Origin of the sequence: Polaribacter sp. Z014, assembly GCF_023555435.1 — a bacterium.
In the GTDB taxonomy this organism is placed as follows: domain Bacteria; phylum Bacteroidota; class Bacteroidia; order Flavobacteriales; family Flavobacteriaceae; genus Polaribacter.
Genome location: NZ_JALCZP010000016.1, coordinates 37828 through 60989 on the forward strand (window position 1 = coordinate 37828; position 23162 = coordinate 60989).

18 protein-coding genes are annotated in these 23162 nt (G+C 30.7%); 14 read left to right on the forward strand and 4 right to left on the reverse strand.

The window, feature by feature from the left end:
- Positions 1 to 70: 70 nt before the first annotated feature.
- The gene (locus tag MPF19_RS14735; protein ID WP_249988840.1) at positions 71 to 1138 is read left to right on the forward strand and encodes a methyltransferase; all 1068 of its coding nucleotides are present in this window, start codon (positions 71 to 73) and stop codon (positions 1136 to 1138) included.
- A 508-nt stretch (positions 1139 to 1646) separates the two neighbouring features.
- Here the strand turns inward: MPF19_RS14735 and MPF19_RS14740 are convergent.
- Positions 1647 to 2822 (reverse strand): MFS transporter, encoded by a 1176-nt coding sequence (locus MPF19_RS14740; RefSeq protein WP_249988842.1) that lies wholly within the window; start codon positions 2820 to 2822, stop codon positions 1647 to 1649.
- Between the two features lie 86 nt (positions 2823 to 2908).
- On the opposite strand from MPF19_RS14740, the gene MPF19_RS14745 reads away from it, so the two are divergent.
- Entirely contained in the window at positions 2909 to 3763 is an 855-nt protein-coding gene (locus MPF19_RS14745; RefSeq protein ID WP_249988844.1) for a hydroxymethylglutaryl-CoA lyase-like TIM-barrel protein, read from the forward strand.
- 155 nt (positions 3764 to 3918) lie between these two features.
- Here the strand turns inward: MPF19_RS14745 and MPF19_RS14750 are convergent, their stop codons facing one another.
- Entirely contained in the window at positions 3919 to 4533 is a 615-nt protein-coding gene (locus MPF19_RS14750; RefSeq protein WP_203393677.1) for an FMN-dependent NADH-azoreductase, read from the reverse strand.
- A 140-nt stretch (positions 4534 to 4673) separates the two neighbouring features.
- Between MPF19_RS14750 and MPF19_RS14755 the strand changes: the two genes are divergently transcribed.
- The 6 genes from MPF19_RS14755 (at position 4674) to guaB (ending at position 10623) form a co-directional block, all read left to right on the forward strand.
- Positions 4674 to 5018 (forward strand): winged helix-turn-helix transcriptional regulator, encoded by a 345-nt coding sequence (locus tag MPF19_RS14755; RefSeq protein ID WP_249988846.1) that lies wholly within the window; start codon positions 4674 to 4676, stop codon positions 5016 to 5018.
- Positions 5019 to 5120: 102 nt separating this feature from the next.
- Complete coding sequence (locus tag MPF19_RS14760; RefSeq protein ID WP_249988848.1) at positions 5121 to 6626, forward strand: bifunctional metallophosphatase/5'-nucleotidase; 1506 nt, start codon at positions 5121 to 5123, stop codon at positions 6624 to 6626.
- Positions 6627 to 6764: 138 nt separating this feature from the next.
- Positions 6765 to 7955 carry a porin gene (locus MPF19_RS14765; RefSeq protein ID WP_249988849.1) on the forward strand — a complete coding sequence of 397 codons (1191 nt, stop codon included), beginning with the start codon at positions 6765 to 6767 and terminating at the stop codon, positions 7953 to 7955.
- 95 nt (positions 7956 to 8050) lie between these two features.
- The gene (locus tag MPF19_RS14770; protein ID WP_249988851.1) at positions 8051 to 8587 is read left to right on the forward strand and encodes an FMN-binding protein; all 537 of its coding nucleotides are present in this window, start codon (positions 8051 to 8053) and stop codon (positions 8585 to 8587) included.
- Positions 8587 to 9096: an Aq_1264-related membrane protein gene (locus tag MPF19_RS14775; protein WP_249988853.1), complete on the forward strand. Its 510-nt coding sequence runs from the start codon at positions 8587 to 8589 to the stop codon at positions 9094 to 9096. The genes MPF19_RS14770 and MPF19_RS14775 overlap by 1 nt, the downstream gene beginning before the upstream one ends.
- A 51-nt stretch (positions 9097 to 9147) precedes the next feature.
- Entirely contained in the window at positions 9148 to 10623 is a 1476-nt protein-coding gene (gene guaB / locus MPF19_RS14780) for an IMP dehydrogenase (protein ID WP_249988854.1), read from the forward strand.
- A 192-nt stretch (positions 10624 to 10815) separates the two neighbouring features.
- Here guaB and MPF19_RS14785 read toward each other — a convergent pair whose 3' ends face one another.
- Entirely contained in the window at positions 10816 to 11364 is a 549-nt protein-coding gene (locus MPF19_RS14785) for an acyl-CoA thioesterase (RefSeq protein WP_203393688.1), read from the reverse strand.
- Positions 11365 to 11743: 379 nt separating this feature from the next.
- On the opposite strand from MPF19_RS14785, the gene MPF19_RS14790 reads away from it, so the two are divergent.
- Complete coding sequence (locus tag MPF19_RS14790; protein ID WP_249988856.1) at positions 11744 to 12919, forward strand: GlmU family protein; 1176 nt, start codon at positions 11744 to 11746, stop codon at positions 12917 to 12919.
- 90 nt (positions 12920 to 13009) lie between these two features.
- Here the strand turns inward: MPF19_RS14790 and priA are convergent, their stop codons facing one another.
- Positions 13010 to 15454 (reverse strand): replication restart helicase PriA, encoded by a 2445-nt coding sequence (gene priA, locus MPF19_RS14795; protein WP_249988857.1) that lies wholly within the window; start codon positions 15452 to 15454, stop codon positions 13010 to 13012.
- Positions 15455 to 15876: 422 nt separating this feature from the next.
- Between priA and MPF19_RS14800 the strand changes: the two genes are divergently transcribed.
- The 5 genes from MPF19_RS14800 (at position 15877) to MPF19_RS14820 (ending at position 23162) form a co-directional block, all read left to right on the forward strand.
- Complete coding sequence (locus tag MPF19_RS14800) at positions 15877 to 17637, forward strand: APC family permease (RefSeq protein ID WP_249988859.1); 1761 nt, start codon at positions 15877 to 15879, stop codon at positions 17635 to 17637.
- 157 nt (positions 17638 to 17794) lie between these two features.
- Complete coding sequence (locus MPF19_RS14805) at positions 17795 to 19543, forward strand: TrkH family potassium uptake protein (RefSeq protein WP_249988860.1); 1749 nt, start codon at positions 17795 to 17797, stop codon at positions 19541 to 19543.
- Positions 19544 to 19547: 4 nt separating this feature from the next.
- On the forward strand, positions 19548 to 20231 hold the full coding sequence (locus tag MPF19_RS14810) for a potassium channel family protein (protein ID WP_203393693.1): 684 nt from the start codon (positions 19548 to 19550) through the stop codon (positions 20229 to 20231).
- 42 nt (positions 20232 to 20273) lie between these two features.
- Positions 20274 to 20843, forward strand: coding sequence for a helix-turn-helix domain-containing protein (locus MPF19_RS14815; RefSeq protein WP_249988861.1), 570 nt, complete (start codon positions 20274 to 20276; stop codon positions 20841 to 20843).
- 105 nt (positions 20844 to 20948) lie between these two features.
- Positions 20949 to 23162: a heavy metal translocating P-type ATPase gene (locus tag MPF19_RS14820; protein WP_249988863.1), complete on the forward strand. Its 2214-nt coding sequence runs from the start codon at positions 20949 to 20951 to the stop codon at positions 23160 to 23162.

A 23162-nucleotide genomic window follows, 5' to 3' on the forward strand; every position in this document is an offset into this window, starting at 1 on the left:
ATTTCTAATTTTTAAAAGAATGAGTTGCAAATAGCATTAAGCTGCAATTCTATATAATACACATAAATTAATGAGTTCAGCGTTACAAATAAACAAACCAACACCAATTCACCCAGGTGATGATCTAATAAAATTTGATAGTAATACAGATGTAAGAGAAACGCTTTATGCGATGAGGGAAGGGCAATCTGTTTTAATTACGGAATTTTATAGCAACGGAATGTTGCTTTTAAAAGAGTTGCAAAAACATTTAAAAATTCGTTTGCCAAATAAAACAATTAAAGAGCAACATGCATTTCGTGTAGAATACCATACGCTTTCTAATCAAATTTTATTACAAATTAAAAATCAAAAGGTTGTTGTAGACAAAGCGCCTAAAATTGGTTGGTTTGCTAAAATGTTTGCAAATAAAAATAATTTTTTATTAACGTTTCCAGAAGTTCAAAGACTAAACAGTGCTTGGCAAAAGTATAATAAAGGAATTAAAGTGCCTGTTTTAAGAAACAAAGTACATCCTTATTATGGTGTATATTTTCCTACGCGTTTCGATCAATTAACTTTGTTTGATAATTGGTTAAAACGATACGAAGGACCAAAAAAATCTGCTATAGATGTTGGTATTGGTAGTGGTGTTTTGTCTTTTCAGATGGTGCAACATGGTTTTCAGAAAGTGTTTGGTACAGATACAAACCCGAATGCTATTTTTGGTTTAAAAGAATTTATGGGAGAGACCAAATTGTCTCGTAAAATAGAATTAGATCACGGATCTCTTTTTGGTAAATGGGAAAAAGAAACGGAATTAATAGTTTTCAATCCGCCTTGGTTGCCAGCAATTTCTGGAGAAGAAAATATAGACGAAGCTGTTTATTATAATAAAAACTTGTTTCCTAAGTTTTTTGCAGAAGCAAATAATAGATTGTCTGAAGAGGGGAAATTAGTCGTATTATTTTCTAATGCAGCTCAAATAAAGAATCTTACAAAAGAAAATCCGATAGAAAAGGAATTAGCAAAAGGAATTCGTTTTAAACTAGAAAAATGTTTAAAGAAAACCATAAAACCTGTGGTTGATAAAACAAAACGAAACAAAAAAGCAGCTCCTTTAGAAGAAGTGCAGCTTTGGGTTTTGACTAAAGTTTAGTAGATTATTTGTCATTTCGACTTTTCGTAGAAATTACATAACGATGATTACACCAAATTGATCACTTTTAATTTCGGTGAAGAAACATAAGAATATAAGGATAGCAATTAGTTTTGCTATCCTTTTTTTTGTTTGTGTAAAATGTAATTTTGGGTGTAATAAACAAAATGTTCTAGTTATAAAATTTCTGAAAAAGAAATTTTATAACTATTGATTTTTTTTTACAAGTGACTGTGAATCAATTATTTTTTTTTGAAATTATAAAAAACTTCACAAAACTGTTACTTCGACCTTTTGGGAGAAGTCTCATAAAGAGGAGAACGTAAATTGAGCAATATTATGTGATTTCTCCCTTTGGTAGAAATGACAAAACTGCAAGTCATCATTTCCGCTTGATATTTTTTTATCTGATGCCTCAGCCAGACAGTTTGCGTTCCTAAATTTATTATAGAATTGTCACATCAAGTGATGTTGCTTTTCGCAAAATTGTATCGAGATGTTTTTAAGCTTACGAATGAATTTCTTTTCTAGAAAAAGTAAATAATCCTAAAATAGGACCAATGGCTAATAGCATAAAAATAGCATTAGAATCTGTCATTTCTTTATAGTTGCTTATTAATTGAATACTCACAATGGTTATTGCAAAACCAATACAATTAACAATAGTCAATGCTGTTCCTTTATTTTTTGACGCTACATTTTGTGCAACTAGAGTAGAAAATAATGGAGAGTCTGTAACAACTACCATTCCCCAGAAAAGTAAAAAGGCAATAAATAGATTTTCATTTGTTAGTTGAAACATCAACGGAGAAATAAGACAACAAATACAAGATAAAAATAAGGCTAAATAAGCAATGTTTTTTGGGCCATATTTTTGTGATAAATAGCCTCCTAAAACACAAGCTAAACTTCCTGTTCCAATAATTATAAAGGATAATAAAGGAATATTAAGTTGGGTGTCTGTATGTGAATTCTCGTAGATTTTTAAAAGAATAGGTACAAAAGTCCAGAAGGTATAGAGTTCCCACATGTGCCCGAAATAACCAAAAGCAGCTTTTCTAAATTTCACATTTTTAAAGATGGAAAAACAAATGGTAATATCTAGCTTTTTTCCGGCAGTTCTATAAGGTCCGTTAGGTACAAAAAGCAACATTAATAATCCGCCAAAAGCGGCTAAAACAGAAATTGATGTAATAATTGTTTTCCAAGAATATGCATGCATCATGTCTTTTAATAGGTGAGGTAAGGCGGTGCCTAAAACCAATGCGCCAACTAAAAAGCCTAAAGATTTACCCAGGCCTTTATCAAAATAATCTGTCGCAATTTTCATACCTACAGGATAAATTCCTGCCAAGAAAAAACCAGTTAGAAATCGCATACCTATTAGCGAGAAAAAAGTTTGATTATCGAAAATAAGTCTCCAATTAAAAAACGCACCTAAAATTGCACAGAAAAAAAACACTTTAGATGGGGGAAATCGGTCTGCAATGGTAAACAAAGCAAAGACTAAAGTCCCCATAATAAAACCAAATTGTACTGCAGATGTTAAATAGCCTAGCGCAATAGTACTTAAGTTAAAACTGATTACTAAATCTGTCATTACACCGTTGCTTGCAAACCATAAAGAAGTGCAACAAAACTGAGAAATAATGATTATTGGAAGAATATGTTTTGAGTGGCTCATATAGAAAAGCGAAAGTACCAAAAAGCAGGTAATAATCAATTAAAAAATGTTTTGCCACTTCATTAGAATTTCTATCTTTGATATTGATGAAAAAAGTAAAAATCATAGAATGTCCGCGTGATGCAATGCAAGGAATAAAAAGCCATTTTATTTCTACAGAAAAAAAAGCATTGTATATTAACTCACTCTTAAAAGTAGGATTTGATACTATTGATTTTGGCAGCTTTGTTTCACCAAAAGCAATTCCGCAAATGCGAGATACTGCAGCTGTTTTGTCTAAATTAGATTTGTCTAGAACGCAAAGTAAATTGTTAGCAATTATTGCCAATGTAAGAGGCGCAAACGATGCTTCTGTATTTGAAGAGATTGACTATTTAGGATATCCTTTTTCTATTTCAGAAAACTTTCAAATGCGTAATACGCATAAAACAATACAAGAATCTATAGAAACGTTAGATGCCATTTTAAATATTGCAGATAAAACCAATAAAGAAGTAGTGGCGTATTTGTCTATGGGTTTTGGTAATCCGTATGGAGATCCTTGGAATGTGGAGGTTGTAGGAGAGTGGACCGATAAATTGTCTTCTATGGGCGTTAAAATTTTATCACTTTCCGATACTGTAGGGAGTTCAACACCAGAAGTAATCGACTATTTGTTTTCTAATTTAATTCCGCAGTATCCATCTATAGAATTTGGCGCACATTTACATACTACCCCAGATAAATGGCACGAAAAAGTAGATGCAGCCTACAAAGCAGGATGTAACCGTTTTGATGGAGCTATAAAAGGTTATGGAGGTTGTCCAATGGCAAAAGATGAGTTGACTGGTAATATGCCAACAGAAAAGTTATTGAGTTATTTTACCACGCATAAAGCAGATACAAATTTAAAACCCATGAGTTTTGAAAGTGCTTATAACAAGGCTTTAGAGACTTTTTAATAAGTAAAGAATAATTACCTTTATAGGTTAACAGTAAGCTAAAAGGCATAATTCCCTAATCAGAATCTGATTTTTTTTTGAATAAAAACAACAGACTGAAAAGGGAAACACTTAATTAACTTATTACTATTTCTGTAACTCAAAATTAATTCGAATTAATACCATTTATCACTTACATTTTTAATTTCTTCTTTTGCATCGGCTATCATTTGTTCAGATTTGTCTGCATATTGTATCATACCAAATTTATTGATAGCTTCAGCAGGAATCCCAAGAAAATCAAAAGCTGTTATTAAAAAAGGAGTTGCAAAATTAACACTTTTATAAGGTTCCATTCCAAAATCACTTCCACTTGTCATTAATATCAAAGCTTTTGTATTTTTACAGAATCCTTGAACACCAGTTTCTGTATATCCAAAAGTTTTTCCAGCTTGTATGACAGCATCAAACCAAGCTTTAACTGTTGCAGGAATTGAAAAATTGTACATCGGACTCGCCAAAACAACATAATCTGTATCCAATAATTGTTGCATCATTTTATCATTTTTGGCTAAAATTTTCTGTTGTTCATCCGTAAGTGCTACACCACCAAAATTTCTATTTACATAAAGATTCAAATTTTCTTTTAATAATAAATCTGGAGCTTCTTCTGCTAAATCAACAAATGTTATTTCTGTTTTGTTTTGATTGTTTTCTATAAAGAAATCAAGCATTTTTTTTGTATTGGAATTATCTCTTGGAGTATAACTTAAAATTAATGTTTTTTTCATTTTAATATTCTTTGATTATTATGAACAAATTTATGTTAAATTTGCTATATAAAGTATACTACTATACTAAAGTATATCGATATGCTTTGGTATAGTAAAGTATTAAGACGAATCTAAAGATGGATAAAAAAAAGAGTGAAATGAATATATATACGCCAACAGAATGTAAAAAATTTATTCTTCCTGTTCGAGATGTTATAGACATAATTGGAGGAAAATGGAGATTACCAATTATTATAGCGCTATCTTTTAAAGTTCATAGATTTAAAGAATTAGAGCGCCAAATTGAAGGAATAACCCCAAGAATGTTATCCAAGGAATTGAAGGAGTTAGAAATAAATGGATTAATAAACAGAGAGGTATTTAACGCTATGCCTGTCTCTGTTGAATATAGCCTTACGGATTACGGAAAATCATTAGATAAAGTAATTGAAACAATGAGAGATTGGGGATTAACCCATCGAAACAAAATAGGAAATGAATAAAAACGATGCTTATTTTTAATTTAAACGTATCTATAATATGTAAAAATAAATTACTTTCAGAATATTTCTTATTTTATATATTGCATCAAAAAGAATTCAGACATGAAATTATCAAAGCTATTTTTATATTTTTTAGGAATCACAATTTTAGCATCTTGCTCTAAAGATGATCATAAAATAAACTTTACTTTTTTACAGTTAAATGATGTGTACGAAATTGCACCAATCCAAGGAGGAGAATTCGGCGGAATGGCAAGAGTAGAAACGGTACACAAACAATTATTAGAAGAAAATAAAAACACCATGCTTTTTATGGCTGGGGATTTTTTAAATCCGTCTTTATTAGGAACCATTAAAATTGATGGAGAAAGAATTCAAGGTAAACAAATGGTAGAAGTAATGAATGCCATGAACTTCGATTTGGTTGCTTTTGGAAACCATGAGTTTGATGTTTCTAAAGTGGCCCTTCAAAAAAGATTAAACGAAAGTAATTTTCCTTGGATTTCTGCCAACGTAAAATTAAAAACAAAAGAGGCTGCAATTCCTTTTTACAAAGAAGTTAATGGTCATAAAGAGCATGTGGGAGAAACTTTTATCAAAGAATTTTCAGATGAAGATGGTACCAAAATAAAAGTAGGTTTTATAAGTGTTTGTATTCCATCCAATCCAAAGGATTTTGTAGAATATGGAAGTATGTTTATAAAAGCAAGAGCCTCTTATGCAGCTATAAAAGATTCTGTAGATGTGGTCTTTGGGTTAACGCATGTAGCTTTAGAAGATGACAAAAGAATTGCAAAGATAATTCCAGACTTACCTTTAATTATGGGAGGACATGAGCATACTAATAGTAATGATTTTGTTGAAAATGTGCAAATTTCTAAAGCAGATGCCAACGCAAAGACAGTTTATATTCATCGAATTTCTTATGATAAGAAAACAAAGAAAGCGGTGGTTACATCAGAATTAAAAGAAATCAATGCTACCGTTAAACCGGATGAAAAAGTAGCCAAAATTGTAAATAAATGGCAAACAATTTTAACTTCAAAAATTACTGAGATTATAAAAAATCCAGAGGAAGTTATTTTTGAAGCTAAAACACCGTTAGACGGAAGAGATGCTCCAATTAGAAGTACACAAACAAATTTAGGAAAAATCATTACCCAATCTATGTCTTTTGCTTATAATGATAAAGTGGACTGTGCTCTTGTAAATGGCGGTTCTATAAGAATTGATGATGAATTGAGTGGGCATATAACACCTGTAGATATTTTTAGAGTGTTGCCTTATGGTGGAGCAATTTTAAAAGTTAAAATAAAAGGAGGGCTACTAAAAAGAGTGTTAGATTATGGTAATAAAGCAAAAGGTACAGGTGCTTATTTACAGTGTTTTAATGCTGAAAAAATAGGAGAGAAGTGGTTGATTAAAAACGAAGAATTAAACATTAATAAAACCTATAGCGTTGCCTTTTCTGATTATTTATTAAAAGGTTTTGATATTCCTTTTTTATCCAAAGAAAATAAAGAAGTACTTTCTGTATATATCCCTAAGCAATCAGAAATTTCTTTTGATATTAGAAAAGCGGTTATTTCTTATTTGAAAAATTTATAGATTACTCGTTGATTTAAAGTTAATTATTGTTGTTTATTTGATTTGTTTAAATTAAATCTAAATAAGATTTGTGTAAGTAAAAATGAAAGTTATATTTGCACGGAAATTATTTAACTATTTATATTTAATCTAAATAAAATGAAAAAAAAGTTTTTAACTTTTGCAATTGTTGTAGCTTCAACTATAGGTATTTCAGCTCAAAACTCACAACAAGATTCCATTAACAATCCAAACTACCAAGTAAATACGGCACAACGTATATTAAATGGTAACATTAATACAAAAGGAGTTACAGTTGGTGGTTATGGAGAATTAACTTATAATAGAAAAGAAAATAGTAATGCAGAATTAGACGTGCAACGTTTGGTTTTATTATTCGGATATAAATTTGACGATAGAACTCAATTTATTACAGAAGTAGAATTCGAACATGTTAACGAAGTTTATGTAGAACAAGCTTTTTTGCAATATTCAGTGAGCGATAATGTAAATTTAAGAGCTGGTTTAATGTTAGTTCCAATGGGAATTATCAATGAATATCATGAACCTACAACTTTTAATGGAGTAGAAAGACCAAGTATAGATGGTTCTATCATTCCAACTACTTGGAGAGAGTTAGGAGTAGGAGTTTCTGGTAGATATAATGAAGCATCTTTACGTTACCAAGCGTATTTATTTAATGGCTTTTCTTCAACAACATCAGACGGAAACGGTAATATTACAGGAGGAAATATTGGTGGAAGCAACGGATTAAGAGGCGGAAGACAAAAAGGAGCAAAATCTACCATGAATAATGTAAATTTCTCTGGAAAATTAGATTATTATGGAGTACCAGGTTTACGTTTAGGATTGTCTGGTTATGCAGGTAGAACACAATCTCCTGCCGATGTAGAAGATATAGATGGCGCAGATGTAGGTCTTGCTATGATTGGTTTAGACGCTCGTTATGCATACCAACGTTTTACGGCTAGAGGTCAGTTTATTCATGGAAGTTTATCAGATACAGAAGCCTATAATAATGCAACAGGATCTAAATTAGGTAGTGCTTTACAAGGATATTATTTAGAAGCTGCATATAATCTATTACCTCAAAATAAAAGACAACAATTATTTGGTTTTGTAAGATTCGAAGATTTTGATACACAAGCTTCTGTAGATGGAACTTTAGCAAAAGATTTAAGTTATGACAGACAAGAATGGACTTTCGGTTTAAGTTATAAAATAGCACCAGGAGCAGTTGTTAAAGGAGATTACCAAATAAAAGATAATGCAGTTGCAGGTTACAAATCTGTAGGACAGTTAAACTTTGGTATAGGAGTTTGGTTCTAAAAAAATAGTTTATTAAATGTAGTGAAGCCAGTTCTAATTTTTAATTTGAATTGGCTTTTCTTTTTATTTAGATTAATTCTAATTATTTTTGCAAAATGATTTTAAAAAGATTTTTTTCATTATTACTAATAGGACTAAGTTTTCTATTGTTTTCTTTTTCTTTACCAAACAAGCTTTTAAAAAAAGTAAATAAAGAAATTAACAGCACTTTTGAAGTTGAGGATTTTCAATTAAAATTAATTAAAATTAACGATTCCGTTAATAATCAGTTAGGAAAAAAAATTGGAGAGGATCATCTTTTTAAAATAGAAAGTAATTCTAAACTAATTGGATACGCATATATAGACAAGGCTCCAAGTAAAACAGATGAGTTTGATTATTTAGTTTTATTGGATAAAAACTTAATTATTGCAAAAACAAAGGTTTTAGTGTATCGAGAAGATTATGGTGGCGAAATTGGCAGCAAACGTTGGTTGAAACAATTTATTGGAAAAAAATCTTCAGACAGTTTGCAATACGAACAAGACATCATTGCAATTTCTGGCGCAACCATTTCTGCTAGTTCTATGACAATTGCTGTGAATCAGTTTTTACATAGTCTAGAAATTTTACATATAAACAAAGTATTATAATGGTTTTAAAAGGTCTTATTTATCAATTTCCTAAAGAAATTAAATTATTAATCATTGCTTTTATTTGTACTCTAAGTATTGGTTTTTATAGCGGAATTTCTTTTGTAAGATCTACTACCAACGCAAACCCTAAAGGAATAGAGCAACGTTATTTAGGAAATGAAGAAGATGAAAACGCTACTAAAATGATGTTCAAAAAATCGGAAGGTGAAATAATGACCACAGTTCACAGTCATATTTTATCGCTTTCAGTAATTTTCTTTATGCTTGCTTTAATATTGTCTACCACAGATATTTCTAAAAGGTTGAAACTATTTTTAATGATAGAGCCTTTCTTTTCTTTGGTTCTTACTTTTGGAGGAATTTATTTATTGTGGAAAGAGCTATACTTTATGAAGTATGTAATTATGATTTCTGGTTTTTTTATGACGGCAACTTATACCGTTTCTATATTTATTATTTTAAAGCAAGTAGTTAGTGGTAAAAAATCTAACGTTCATTTAACATAAAAATTCATTTATTAATTGTAAATTTGCACGCAATTATACCTTAATTGCAACATGACAGCACACGACAACAAAATTTTAGGAGAAGGATTAACATATGACGACGTTCTTTTAGTCCCTGCCTTTTCCGAAGTACTTCCAAGAGAAGTAAGTATTCAAACAAAATTTACAAGAAACATTACTATTAACGTACCAATTGCATCTGCAGCCATGGATACCGTTACAGAATCTGCTTTAGCAATTGCTATTGCAAGAGAAGGTGGTATTGGTGTTTTACATAAAAACATGACGATTGAGCAACAAGCGAAAGAAGTTAGAAAAGTAAAACGAGCTGAAAGCGGAATGATTTTAGATCCGGTTACGTTGCCTTTAACAGCTGTGGTTTCTGAAGCAAAAGCCAATATGAAAGAACATGGTATTGGAGGAATTCCTATTGTTGATGACAATGGCATCTTAAAAGGAATTGTTACCAATAGAGATTTACGTTTTGAGCACGATAGCCAAAGACCAATTATAGAAGTAATGACTAGCAAAAATCTAGTAACAGCTTCTGTTGGTACTTCTTTAAGCGATGCAGAAAAAATACTTCAGAATTATAAAATAGAAAAGCTTTTAATTGTTGATGAAAATTATAAATTAAAGGGATTAATTACTTTTAGAGATATTACCAAAGTAACTCAGAAACCAATTGCTAACAAAGATTCTTTTGGTAGATTAAGAGTTGCAGCTGCATTAGGTGTTACTGCAGACGCCGTAGATAGAGCAGAAGCTTTAGTAAATGCTGGTGTAGATGCTGTAATTATAGATACTGCACATGGGCATACCAAAGGTGTGGTAATGGTTTTAAAAGAAGTAAAAGCAAAATTTCCTAATTTAGATGTAGTTGTTGGTAATATTGCAACAGGAGCTGCAGCTAAATATTTAGTAGAAGCAGGCGCCGATGCTGTAAAAGTAGGTATTGGACCAGGTTCTATTTGTACAACCAGAATTGTTGCGGGAGTAGGTTTCCCTCAGTTTTCTGCAGTTTTAGAAGTGGCGGCAGCTATTAAAGGAAGTGGAGTTCCGGTAATTGCAGATGGAGGAATTCGTTATACAGGAGATATCCCAAAAGCATTGGCTGCTGGTGCAGATTCTGTAATGTTAGGTTCTTTATTAGCCGGTACCAAAGAATCTCCAGGAGAAACTATTATTTACGAAGGAAGAAAATTTAAATCTTATAGAGGTATGGGATCTGTAGAAGCGATGAAAAAAGGTTCTAAAGATAGATACTTTCAAGATGTAGAAGATGATATTAAAAAACTAGTTCCAGAAGGTATTGTAGGTCGTGTTCCTTACAAAGGAGAATTATCTGAAAGTATTCACCAATTTATTGGAGGTTTACGTGCAGGAATGGGCTATTGTGGAGCAAAAGATGTGGAAACTTTAAAAGAAACAGGTCGTTTTATAAGAATTACCGCAAGCGGAATTAATGAAAGCCATCCTCATGATGTTGTAATTACGAAAGAATCTCCTAATTATAGTAGAAGATAAACGTATTTTAAAATATTAAAAAACCGAGTAAATTTATTTTACTCGGTTTTTTTTGGCCTTAAAAGTGAAATTTCTGTCAGCCTGAATTTATTTTAAATTTTCTTCATATATAATTACAATATAAGGAGATAAGATACTGAAACGAGTTCTGTATGAAAAGGTTTAATACTTTTTAGTCAGTAGCTTTTTTGTTTATTTTAAATCAACCTTAGCATTGCTCTCTTCTAACAAATGGATGTAATCTTCAATTTCAAATACATTACTGTTAAAACGAGAAGTTCTATGTCTTCCTTCATTTTGTCTAGTAATACTTCTGGCAAACCGTCTTACTTCATCTTTTGTAGTTAATACAATTCCAGGAACAGGCGTACTTTTACCATTATCGTCTTTAGCAACCATTGTAAAATAAGAAGAATTACAATGTTTGGTTTCTCCCGTTCTAATGTTTTCAGAATCTACACGCAAACCAACCACCATAGAGGTTCTTCCTGTAAAATTAATAGAAGCTTTCATGGTTACCAATTCGCCAACTTCTATAGGGTTTAAAAAATCTACTTTATTAACAGAAGCCGTTACACAATAATTTCCAGAATGTTTGGACGCACAAGCAAAAGCAATCTGATCCATCAAATTTAAAATATACCCTCCATGAATTTTACCACTAAAATTAGAGTTAGATGGTTTCATTAACTCCATAATTTTTACTTGTGATTCTTGTATATATTTAAAATGTTTATTCATAATTTAGTTTTGTGCTTTAAGTAACAAGCCTTTAATATTTTAAAATTCTTATTTTTTGTTTTTATTTCTGATAGGCGAAAATATCATTTTATTTACTTTATTAAATAAAAAACAGTACTTATTAAAAATTATTAAATATTTTTTAGTTAAGATATATAATTATTACGGATTATTTGTTTTTGTATAGAGAAAATTATGACTATTAGGTCTGTAAACAAAAATTAAATGATCTAAGAAAACTATTCTGAAAAAAAAAATTTATAAAAGTGTAAAAAAAGGTGTTATTTTTTTAAGTTGATAAAAACCAATTCTAATTAATAGAACGGGTTTTTTTTGTGCCTATTTTAAAGTAAATTTGTCCGACTTCAAAAAAGAAAAAATGAATTACATTCTATTTGATGGCGATGTTAGAAACGCGCTATTACCTTTTACATATACAAGACCTGTTGCAGATATTAGAATAGGAATTTTAACCATTAGAGAAAAATGGGAAATGCATTTAGGTTTAACCACTACTACAATTACGGAGGAATATTTAGAAGAAAAATATCCGATGGTAGAAATGGAAGAAAATATTTTAATAAATGCTTCTTTTTGTCCGACAGACAGTTTGGTTGAAAAAGTAAAGAATTTATCAAAATACGAAGCTATTTTTAAAGGTGAAGATGTAATTGCCTTTTATACGTCAGATTCTCAAGAAGAAGTGAATTTTGATGAATACACGCAAATAGAATTTGAAGAAGATTTGATACAAGTTAAAAATACTTGGGATATTTTTTCTTTAAATGATAAGGCTATTCAGCAAGATTTCGATTTAATTACAGAAGGAAGAGAATCTGAGCCAATACCAGAAGGAACGAGATGCATCAATAAAGAAAATATTTTTATAGAACAAGGTGCAGAAATTACTTTTGCAACTTTAAATGCTTCTTCCGGACCAATTTATATTGGTAAAGATGCTGTAATTTTAGAAAACAGTGCTGTTAAAGGCCCATTTGCAATGTGTGAACATGCGGTTTTAAAAATGGGTGCCAAGATATATGGAGGAACAACTTTAGGTCCTTATTGCAAAGTAGGAGGAGAAGTAAGCAATGCTGTTTTATTTGGATATTCAAGTAAAGGACACGATGGATACTTAGGGAATGCTGTTTTAGGAGAATGGTGTAATTTAGGTGCAGATACTAACAATTCTAACTTAAAAAACAACTATGCAGAAGTTAAATTATGGGATTACGAAACGGGGCGTTTTGCAAAAACAGGCTTACAATTTTGTGGTTTAATGATGGGAGATCATTCTAAATGTGGAATTAATACCATGTTTAATACAGGAACTGTAGTAGGAGTCAGTGCAAATCTTTTTGGAAGCGGATTTCCAAGAAATTTTGTTCCGTCTTTTAGTTGGGGAGGAGCATCTGGATATACAGAATATAAAACCAATAAAGTTTTTGAAGTTGCAGAAGTAGTTATGAAACGTAGAGGTCTTGTTTTTGACGAAATTGATAAAAAAATTCTAGAACACGTTTTTGAAGAGACGAAACAATATAGAAATTATTAGGGAAAGTTTTCAGTATTCAGTTGCAGTGGGCAGTTAGTAAGTTACTGAAAACTAAGACTGTATACTGCCAACAGTGCACTGCCAACTAAATCAATAAGCATCCACATCCGTAATAAACCGAATAGGTCTAAAATCTTTAACAGCTTCAAAAGTATCTTTGATTTTTTGAAGTTGTTTTTTTGTTTGTGCTAAATTTTGTTTTGGCGGAATTTTAATGACAATATTCTTAATATATTGATTTCTAATTCTAGAAACAGCTGGAGCTGTAGGGCCTAATACATTTTCTCCAAAAGAAGTATATAGCGCTTTAAACAACCAATTAACACCACTATCTACTTTATTAAAGTCTTTGTGTTTTAAAGTTATTTTTATCAACCTGTAATAAGGAGGGTATTTATATTGCCAGCGTTCTTGTAACTGTTCTTTATACATTTCTGCATAATTTGTAGTAGAAACTTGTTGTAATATTTGATGATGCGGATTGTAAGTTTGTATAGCTACATTTCCTTGTTTTTTACTTCTACCTGCACGTCCAGAAACTTGCACCATCATATCATAAGCGCGTTCATGCGCCCTAAAATCGGGGAAATTAAGCATAGAATCTGCATTTATGATTCCTACTAGCGTAACGTTTTCAAAATCTAAACCTTTAGAAAGCATTTGCGTACCCACTAATACATCTATTTCTTTGGCTTCGAAAGCTCCAATAATTTTTTGATAACCATATTTTCCACGTGTGGTATCTAAATCCATTCTTCCGATTTTAAAATCGGGAAATAAGGTGGTTAATTCTAATTCTATTTGTTCGGTTCCAAAACCTTTATTGTCTAAAGTATTGCTTCCGCAGGCACCACAACTGTTAGGCATGGATCTTTGATAATTGCAGTAATGGCAGCGTAATTCATGTCTGAATTTATGATAGGTTAAACTCACGTCGCAATTTGGGCATTGAGGAGAAACACCACATGTTTTACATTCTACAACAGGAGAAAATCCACGTCGGTTTTGAAATAAAATCACCTGTTCTTTTAGGTCTAAAGCTTCCTGAATTAATTGAAGTAATCTGTCAGAAAAATGACCTTTCATTTCTTTTTTGCGCTGCTTTTCTTTTACATCGATCAATTCAATTTTTGGCAATTGCACATTTCCATGACGACGATTTAATTCAACAAAGCCATATTTTTTTTGTTGCGCATTAAAATAGGTTTCTAAAGAAGGAGTAGCAGAACCTAACAATATTTTTGCCTTATGAATTTTGGCTAAAACAATAGCGGAATCTCGTGCATTATATCTTGGAGAAGGTTCAAATTGTTTGTAAGAAGTTTCGTGTTCTTCATCCACCACAATTAAACCTAAGTTAGAAAAGGGTAGAAATATAGAAGAACGTGCGCCTAAAACAATGCGTGCTTTTGGTTGGTTTTCTAATACATTATTCCAAACTTCTACTCGCTCATTCATAGAATATTTAGAATGAAATACAGAAATTTGTTCACCAAAATAAAACTGTAAACGCGTAATTATTTGTGTTGTTAAAGCTATTTCTGGTAACAAGAATAATACTTGTTTTCCTTGGTCTAAAACCTCTTGAATTAATTTTGTATAGACTTCTGTTTTACCAGAACTGGTAATTCCATGTAAAAGTGTAACATCTTTTTCTTTAAAAGTTTCTTTAATTTCAGATAGCGCTTTTTCTTGAAACTCATTCAGCTTTTTTAAATCGTTTGTGTCTCCTTTAAACTGAATTCTATCGGTTTGTATGTGGTAAAACTCAAAGATGTTTTTATCAACTAAAGATTTTAAAATGGAAGCAGAAACACTTGCTTTTTCTTCTAACTCTTTTGCTTTTATAGGTTTTTTAGAAGCTGATAATTGAAAAAATCCTAAAACTGCTTCTCGTTGTTTTTTTGCTCTAGATAACTCTTCTAATAGTTTTCCTAAAGAATCATCCGAAGCATAATCTGGATGTAAGCGAACATATTTTACCAATTTTGGCTTGTATTGTTCGTAAATTTCTTCTTTAATGGTAATTGCCTCTTTTTTGATTAAAGAATTTATAATAGGCATTACTTTTTGTTTTCCTAAAATTGCTACAACTTGATGAATAGTCAATTGAGATTGATGTTGTAAGGCTTCAAAAATTAAAAATTCATCATCTGCTAAAATAGATTCGTCAGAAAATGCTTCATTTTTATTGATAATGGTTTCACTTTCTAACAAAAAGGCAGATGGTAATGCCGCTCTATACACGTCTCCCATAGAACACATATAATAAGTAGAAATCCATTGCCAATGTTTTAGTTGCAATTCATTTACCAAAGGAACTTCATCTAAAATCTGATGAATTTCTTTGGCTTCGTATAAAACAGGTTTAGTTTGATGAATGTTAAAAACTAAAGCAGAATACATTTTAGATTTTCCAAAAGAAACTGCAACACGCATTCCTTTTTTTAAAAAGTTGGCTTCTTCTTCTGTTACAGAATACGTAAACGTTCTCTGAATAGGAATGGGTAATATGACGTCTATAAAATGTAGCAATTAATTCGTTTTTAGGTGTTTTAATGTACTGGATAGAGAAATATATAAACTTTTAGTAAAAGCGTTAAAATCTCATTTTAGTAGCAGTTAAATACAAAATTAATTAAAAAAATGTTTTTTAAATTCATTAGTACTTAAATGACACTAATTATCAAAATTACATAAAATTTGGTACACTTTTTTGATAAATAGTTAAAGTTCTATTTTATAGTTATTAGAATGTGAAATCTTTATTTGTTCTGCTAATATTGTTTGTTTCTAAAGGATAATAAAATAACTTTATAGTCTCTTTTAAACTTGTTTTTAGAATGCTGATTTATGTCAGTAATGGAATCTTAAATAAGTATTAATTTAGATCTTGGTTTTATAAATAAATTAAATTATAATTCAAATAAAATCTTAAATATTAAGAAGGATTTTCAATGAAAAAGCATAAAAAATTATCTGTTTTAGCATCTACAGCTATTTGTGGAAATGATATAAGTTCATCTGTTTTATATGTGTCTGCGCTAGCGATTGCTTTTGCAGGTCAATATGCTTGGGTAACCTTGCTTATTGTATCATTAGTGCTCTTTTTATTCAGGAAAATATACGGAGAAGTGGTGGGAGCATTGCCTTTAAACGGAGGTGCTTATAACGCTTTATTAAACACAACAAGTAAATCTATGGCTTCTTTTGCGGCTACATTAACCTTGTTATCTTATATGGCTACAGCAGTAATTTCTGCCAATGAAGCCATTCATTATCTGCATCATTTAATTCCTTCAATACCTATAATTATAGCCACTATTATATTACTAACTTTTTTTGGAGTACTAACCATAGGTGGAGTTTCGGAATCGGCAAAGGTTGCTATCGGAATTTTCCTTTTTCATTTAGCCTCTTTTGCACTACTAAGTGTTTTTATCATTTTCTTTTTATTAAATAGTGGTTTTGATATTTTTATAGAAAATTGGCATTTACCAACTACTGGAGGGAGTATAACAAATGCTATTTTTCTAGGTTTTGCAGCTTCCATGTTAGGGGTTTCTGGTTTTGAAAGTTCCGCCAATTTTGTAGAGGAACAAGAAAAAGGTGTTTTTCCTAAAACACTAAAAAATATGTGGATTGTAGTAAGTGTGATCAACCCTTTAGCAGCTTTGTTTGCATTGTCTTTATTTGCTATGCCCTTGTTGCAAAGTGATGCTTATCAAAATACATTATTAATAGAAATGGCTTCTCATGTTGGTGGCAATTGGTTGGCTATTTTAATTGCTATTGATGCCTTTTTAGTATTAAGTGGAGCAGTGCTTACTAGTTTTGTTGGGGTTTCTGGTTTGTTAGAACGTATGGCCTTAGATCGTATTTTACCTCAGTACTTTCTAAAGAAAAACAAAAAAGGTAGTTCATATCGTATTATTATTGTTTTCTTACTTTTAACAATCTCTGTTTTACTTATTACCAACGGAAACGTAAAACTTTTAGCAGGTGTTTATACCATTTCGTTTTTATCTGTAATGGCTCTTTTTGGAATTGGTAATGTTTTATTGAAAGTAAAAAGATCTAGTTTACCTCGTCCGGAAAGGGCTAGTTGGTTTGCTATTGCAGTTGCAATTACTGCTGTTATTTTTGCTTTAGTAGGTAATATTAGTATGGAACCAAAAGATGGTTTACCTAGTAACTTATCCGTGTTTTTAGAGTATTTTATTCCTTCTATTATTTTTATCAGCATTATGCTAAATAGAATTTTATTACTGAAAGTTTTACTAAAAATAATGCATTCGGTTTTCGATCCTTTTAGAAAAGCAGTATTAAATACGGATAGAAAACTACTTTCTGTCATTGATAAAATTAATTCTCAGGAGTTTGTTTTTTTTACCAAAGGAGATAATATTGCAAATTTAAACCAAGTAATGTTATACATATCTAATAATGAACATACAAAAAAGTTAAAGTTGGTATTTGTTGCGAATAAAGATAATGTAATGCCCAAACAACTTAAGCAAGAAGTAGATTTTTTAGATAGAGAATATCCTGAAATTGCAATTGAATTTATAATTGAAGAAGGTGTTTTCTCTCCAGAATTAATTGCTAGTCTGTCTAAAAAGTGGAAAATTCCTATTAATTTTATGTTTATTGGTTCTCCTGGAGATCGTTTTCCTTATAAAATTGAAGAATTGGGTGGTGTACGTTTAATTATCTAAGCGAATAATAAATGATATTGATAAAAATAGCAGAACGAAAATACGTTTTAGATATTAATAGCTAATATTTTTTTAGAATTTTGTAATGCAAGGAATTACTAAAAAAAACTAATAAAAAGTTAAGAAGAATATTAATAATGAAGACTACTTTTACCGAATGAATTTTGTTCTCAAAAAAATATATAAAACGGCATTTTGGGCAAGCGTTTTAGGATTGTTTGCTTTTATATTTCATTTTGGTTTTGATCAAACTATTTTTGTACAACAACTTATAGATGTGTTTTATTTTATCGTAATTGCATTGGGCTTAATGTCTACTTTTGTACGTTATTTTGAAAGACCTCATCTCTTAAAAAGAAATGTAGCGGTATTTGATTTTCTTTCGGTGGTGTATTCTTTATGCATCTTTTACATGTATTTGTTTGTTGGAGAATCTTTTCAGACAGATTTAGTTTTAGACAACCCAATGTGGCTTGTTTTAGCCGTTATTTTATCATTTATTAGAGAATTTTCTGAACTTAAATTAAATTTAAACAGAATTTATTTAAATCCTGCTCAGTTATTTATTTTAAGTTTTTTAACCATTATTTTTCTAGGCTCATTATTATTGATGATGCCAAAGGCCACTTACAATGGTTTATCTTTTATTGATGCCTTATTTACGTCTGCAAGTGCTGTTTGTGTAACAGGTTTAGCCGTGGTTAATACAGGAACTTATTTTACTATTTTCGGACAATCTATTATTCTTATTCTTATTCAAATAGGTGGTTTGGGAATTTTAACTTTTGCCAGTTATTTTAGTTACTTTTTTAAAGGAGGAAGTACTTATGAAAATCAATTGACATTAACTGAAATGACAAATTCGCAAAGAATTGGAGGGGTTTTTAATACTTTAAAAAACATTATTGTAATTACTGCAACGGTAGAGTTAATTGCTGCCTTGCTTATTTATGTCTCTTTAGGAGATAAATTAGTAACCAATTTTGTAGACAAATTGTTTTTCTCCATATTTCATGCTATTTCTGCTTTTTGTAATGCTGGTTTTTCTACATTAAGTAATAGTATTTATGAAGTTGGTTTTCGTTTTAATTACCCGTTACAATTGGTTATAATTGCAACGTTTTTTATGGGGAGTTTAGGGTTTCCTATTGTTGTAAATCTTTTAAAATATTTAAAACATGTAATTCTAAATTTTTTTAGATTTCAAACATACAGAAAAGCTTATAAACCTTGGGTGTTAAAAATTAATAGTCGAATTAATTTAATTACCACTTTTTCTCTTACAGGTATTGCATTTATACTTTTCTTTATTATAGAATATCATAATACGTTAGAAGAACATTCTCTTTTCGGGAAAATGGTAAATGCCTTATTTATAGCAACAACGCCTAGAACAGCCGGTTTTAACTCCGTAGATATGAATGCACTAGCATCTCCAACAATAATGATTACATTTTTATTAATGTGGATTGGGGCTTCACCTGCATCCACCGGAGGTGGTATTAAAACAAGTACTTTTGCCATTGCAATTTTAAATATATTAAGTTTAGCAAAAGGAAAAAATAGGATAGAAGTATACAGAAGAGAAATTGCTGATATTTCTGTTAAAAGAGCATTTGCAACCATTGCGCTTTCCTTATTTGTAATAGGTTCTGGAATTATGCTTATCACCATGTTTAATCCAGAATTAGGATTATTAAAGATCGCTTTCGAAAGTTTTTCTGCCTATAGTACCGTGGGGTTAAGTTTAGGAATTACGGCTAGCTTTGGTATTGCTAGTAAATTAGTTATAATTGCCATTATGTTTATTGGAAGAGTAAGTATGCTTTCTATAATGGTAGCAGTTTTCAAAAAAATTAAACATAAAAATTATCGCTATCCAAGCGAAGAAATAACAATAAACTAAAATTATGAAGTATATTATTGTAGGATTAGGAAATTTTGGAGCGCCGTTAGCAGAAAAATTAACCACTCAAGGAAATGAGGTTATAGGGATAGATAACAATATGGCCAAAGTAGAACTGTATAAAGAAAGAATATCTCATACTATTTGTATGGATTCTACGGATGAATCTACTGTTTCTGGTTTGCCTTTAAGCGATACTGATGTTGTTATTATTGCCTTTGGAGAAGACCAAGGTGCCAATGTAATGACCACGGCATTGTTTAAAAATTTGCAAGTAAAACGATTAATTAGTAGAGCAATTAATCCTTTACATGAAAAAGTTTTAAATGCTATTGGTATAGAAGAAATTGTGCATCCAGAAGAAGAATCTGCAGAGCGATGGGCAAAAAAATTATGTTTAACAAATGTGGTAGATTCTTTTGAGTTAAGTGCAGATTTTAGTATTATAGAAGTAAATATTCCTACAAGATACATTGGTAGCACTATTAGGGAAATTCAGCTACGTAGAAAATATAATATTTTAGCCTTAACCACCATTAAAAAAACAAAAGTAAGAAGTATTGTAGGACGTTCTAGAAATGAAGAACAAGTACAAGGTGTGATTGCTCCAGATACCGTTCTCGATGAAAATGATATTTTAGTAATTTATGGAGCTAATAAAGATTTAAGAAACTTTACAAACGAATAAAAGAATTCTCAAAAAGATTCAATTGATTTTTAAAATTTTAAAATGGACACAAACGTTATTTACATTAAAAACATGGTTTGCCCACGTTGTATAGACGTGGTAAAAGAAATTAGTGAAGATTTAAAAATATCTGTTAAGGATATTCAATTGGGTAAATTAGAAAGTAATTCAGAAATAAATGATACGCTAAAAGCAGTATTGAGTAAGCGATTAAAAGAAAGAGGTTTTGAGTTGTTAGAAGATAAGAATCAAAAAATTATAACTCAAATTAAAGCGCTAATCGTAGCGCAAATTCATCATTCTAAAGAACCTTTAATCATTAATTTTTCTGATTTTATTGCGGATAAATTACAACATGAATACGCTTCACTTAGCAAACTTTTTTCTTCTGTAGAAGGAATTACTATTGAGAAATTTATTTTAAAACAAAAAATAGAGCACGTAAAAGAACTCCTTTTTTACAAAGAATATACACTGTCAGAAATTGCCATTCAAATGAATTATAGCAGTGTGGCACACCTTTCTGCTCAGTTTAAAAAAGAAACCGGCATGTCTCCTTCTCAGTTTAAAAAAATAAAAGATCCCAAGCATCAATCGTTAGACGCTTTTTAAAGTTAAAAATCGACATATCATAATTATATAAATGATTGTAGAAATTGTGTAACACTTTATGAAAATAGTAACTGTAATTTTGTGGTACAATAAATTGATGATAGCATGAAAGAACAATATAAAGTAGCTGGAATGACTTGTGCTTCGTGTGCAATCAGTATAGAGTCGTATCTAAAACCACAGAAAGGTATTTTGGAAGTTGCTGTAAACTATCCAAATCAATCGGTAACCATAAAGTACGATGAAAGTACTATTTCACTTGAAACAATTTCTAAAAAAGTAAAGGAAATAGGTTTTAAACTAATTACAGGAAATAGCAAAGACACTAAAAAAGAATTTGAAATATTAGAGAAGAAAAGGTTGATTTCCCTTAAAAAGAAGTTGATTTTCGCGGCCATATTTTCGATACCAGTTTTTATGATGTCTATGTTTCTTAAAGGGAAAATACCTTATGAAAACTGGATTATGATGGCGCTAGCATTACCAGTTTTGTTTTATAGTGGATCAGAATTTTATACGATTGCTTGGAAAAGATTAAAGAAGTTTTCCACAAATATGGATACACTTGTGGCATTAAGTACGGGAATTGCATTTTTATTCAGTGTTTTTAATACCGTAAATCCGCAATACTTTTTAAGTAAAGGACTTACGCCTCATGTGTATTTCGAATCGGCAGTAATTATTATAACCTTAATTTTATTAGGGCGTTTTTTTGAAGAGAAAGCAAAAAGCAAAACATCTTCAGCCATTAAAAAATTAATGGGTTTACAACCTAAAAAAGTAACTGCCATTCGAAATGGAGAAGAAAAAGTAATTACATATGATGAAATTTTAAAAGGAGAACTCATTATCTTAAAACCAGGAGATAAAATACCTGTAGACGGAAAAGTAAAAAAAGGAGTTTCTTTTATTGATGAAAGCATGATTTCTGGAGAACCGATTCCTGTTGAAAAAATAAAAGGAAGCAAAGTGTTTGCAGGCACCATCAATCAAAAAGGATCTTTAAGAATTATTGCCAATAAAATTGGCGATGAAACCTTACTTTCTCAAATTATTAAATTAGTAGAAGAAGCACAATCTAGTAAACCAGCCATTCAAAAAATGGCAGATAAAATTGCAGGAATTTTTGTTCCGGTTGTAATTAGTTTAGCATTAATTACGGCCGTTTTATGGTATTTCTTAGGTCCGGAACCTTCATTAACCTACGCATTATTAACGCCCATTACGGTTTTAATAATTGCTTGTCCGTGTGCGTTAGGCTTGGCAACCCCAACAGCTTTAATGGTAGGTATTGGAAAAGGAGCACAGCAAGGAATTTTAATTAAAGATGCACAAGCGCTAGAAACAGCGTATAAAATTGATACTTTAATTTTAGACAAAACGGGTACTATAACAGAAGGAAAACCAAAAGTAACCGATTTAATTTGGGATACTAAAGTAGCATCTACCGAACTAGAAAAAGTGGTTTTGGCTATAGAAACACAATCAGAACATCCTATTGCAGATGCAATTGTAGAACATTTAAAAGTATTACAGACAGAAACTGTGGGTATTGATTCTTTTTTAAGTATTACAGGTTTAGGAGCGGAAGCAAAGTTTAAGGATGAGCATTATCATATAGGAAATGAAAGTTTAATGATTCAAAAGGAGATTACAATTCCGATTGCTTTAAACACAAAAGCAAACGAATTAAAAGTAGAAGCTAAAACGGTAGTATATGTTGCGCATCAACATAAAGTAGTAGGTATTATTGCAGTGGCCGATAAAGTAAAAGAAACAACGCTTGCAGGCATTCAAAAATTACAGCAAATGGGTATTGACATTCATATGCTTACTGGTGATAATGAACAAACAGCAAAAGCCATTTCCAACAAAGTTGGGATAAAAAACTATCAAGCCAATGTAATGCCTGCAGACAAAGGTGCTTTTGTTAAAGAGCTACAAGCACAAGGTAAAATTGTAGCGATGGCAGGAGACGGTATAAACGATTCTCATGCTTTGGCGCAAGCAGATGTAGGTATTGCTATGGGAAGCGGAACAGATATTGCCATGGAAAGTGCCGGAATTACTTTAATGCATTCCGATTTAAAACAAATTTCTAAAGCCATTCAATTGTCTAAAGAAACCATGAAAACCATCAAACAGAACTTATTTTGGGCATTTATTTATAACATTATTGCAATACCAATTGCGGCAGGAGCGTTATATCCTATCAATGGTTTTTTATTAAACCCAATGATTGCGGGTGCAGCCATGTCTATGAGTTCCATTTCTGTACTCTCTAACAGTTTAAGATTAAAGAATAAAAAATTAAATTAA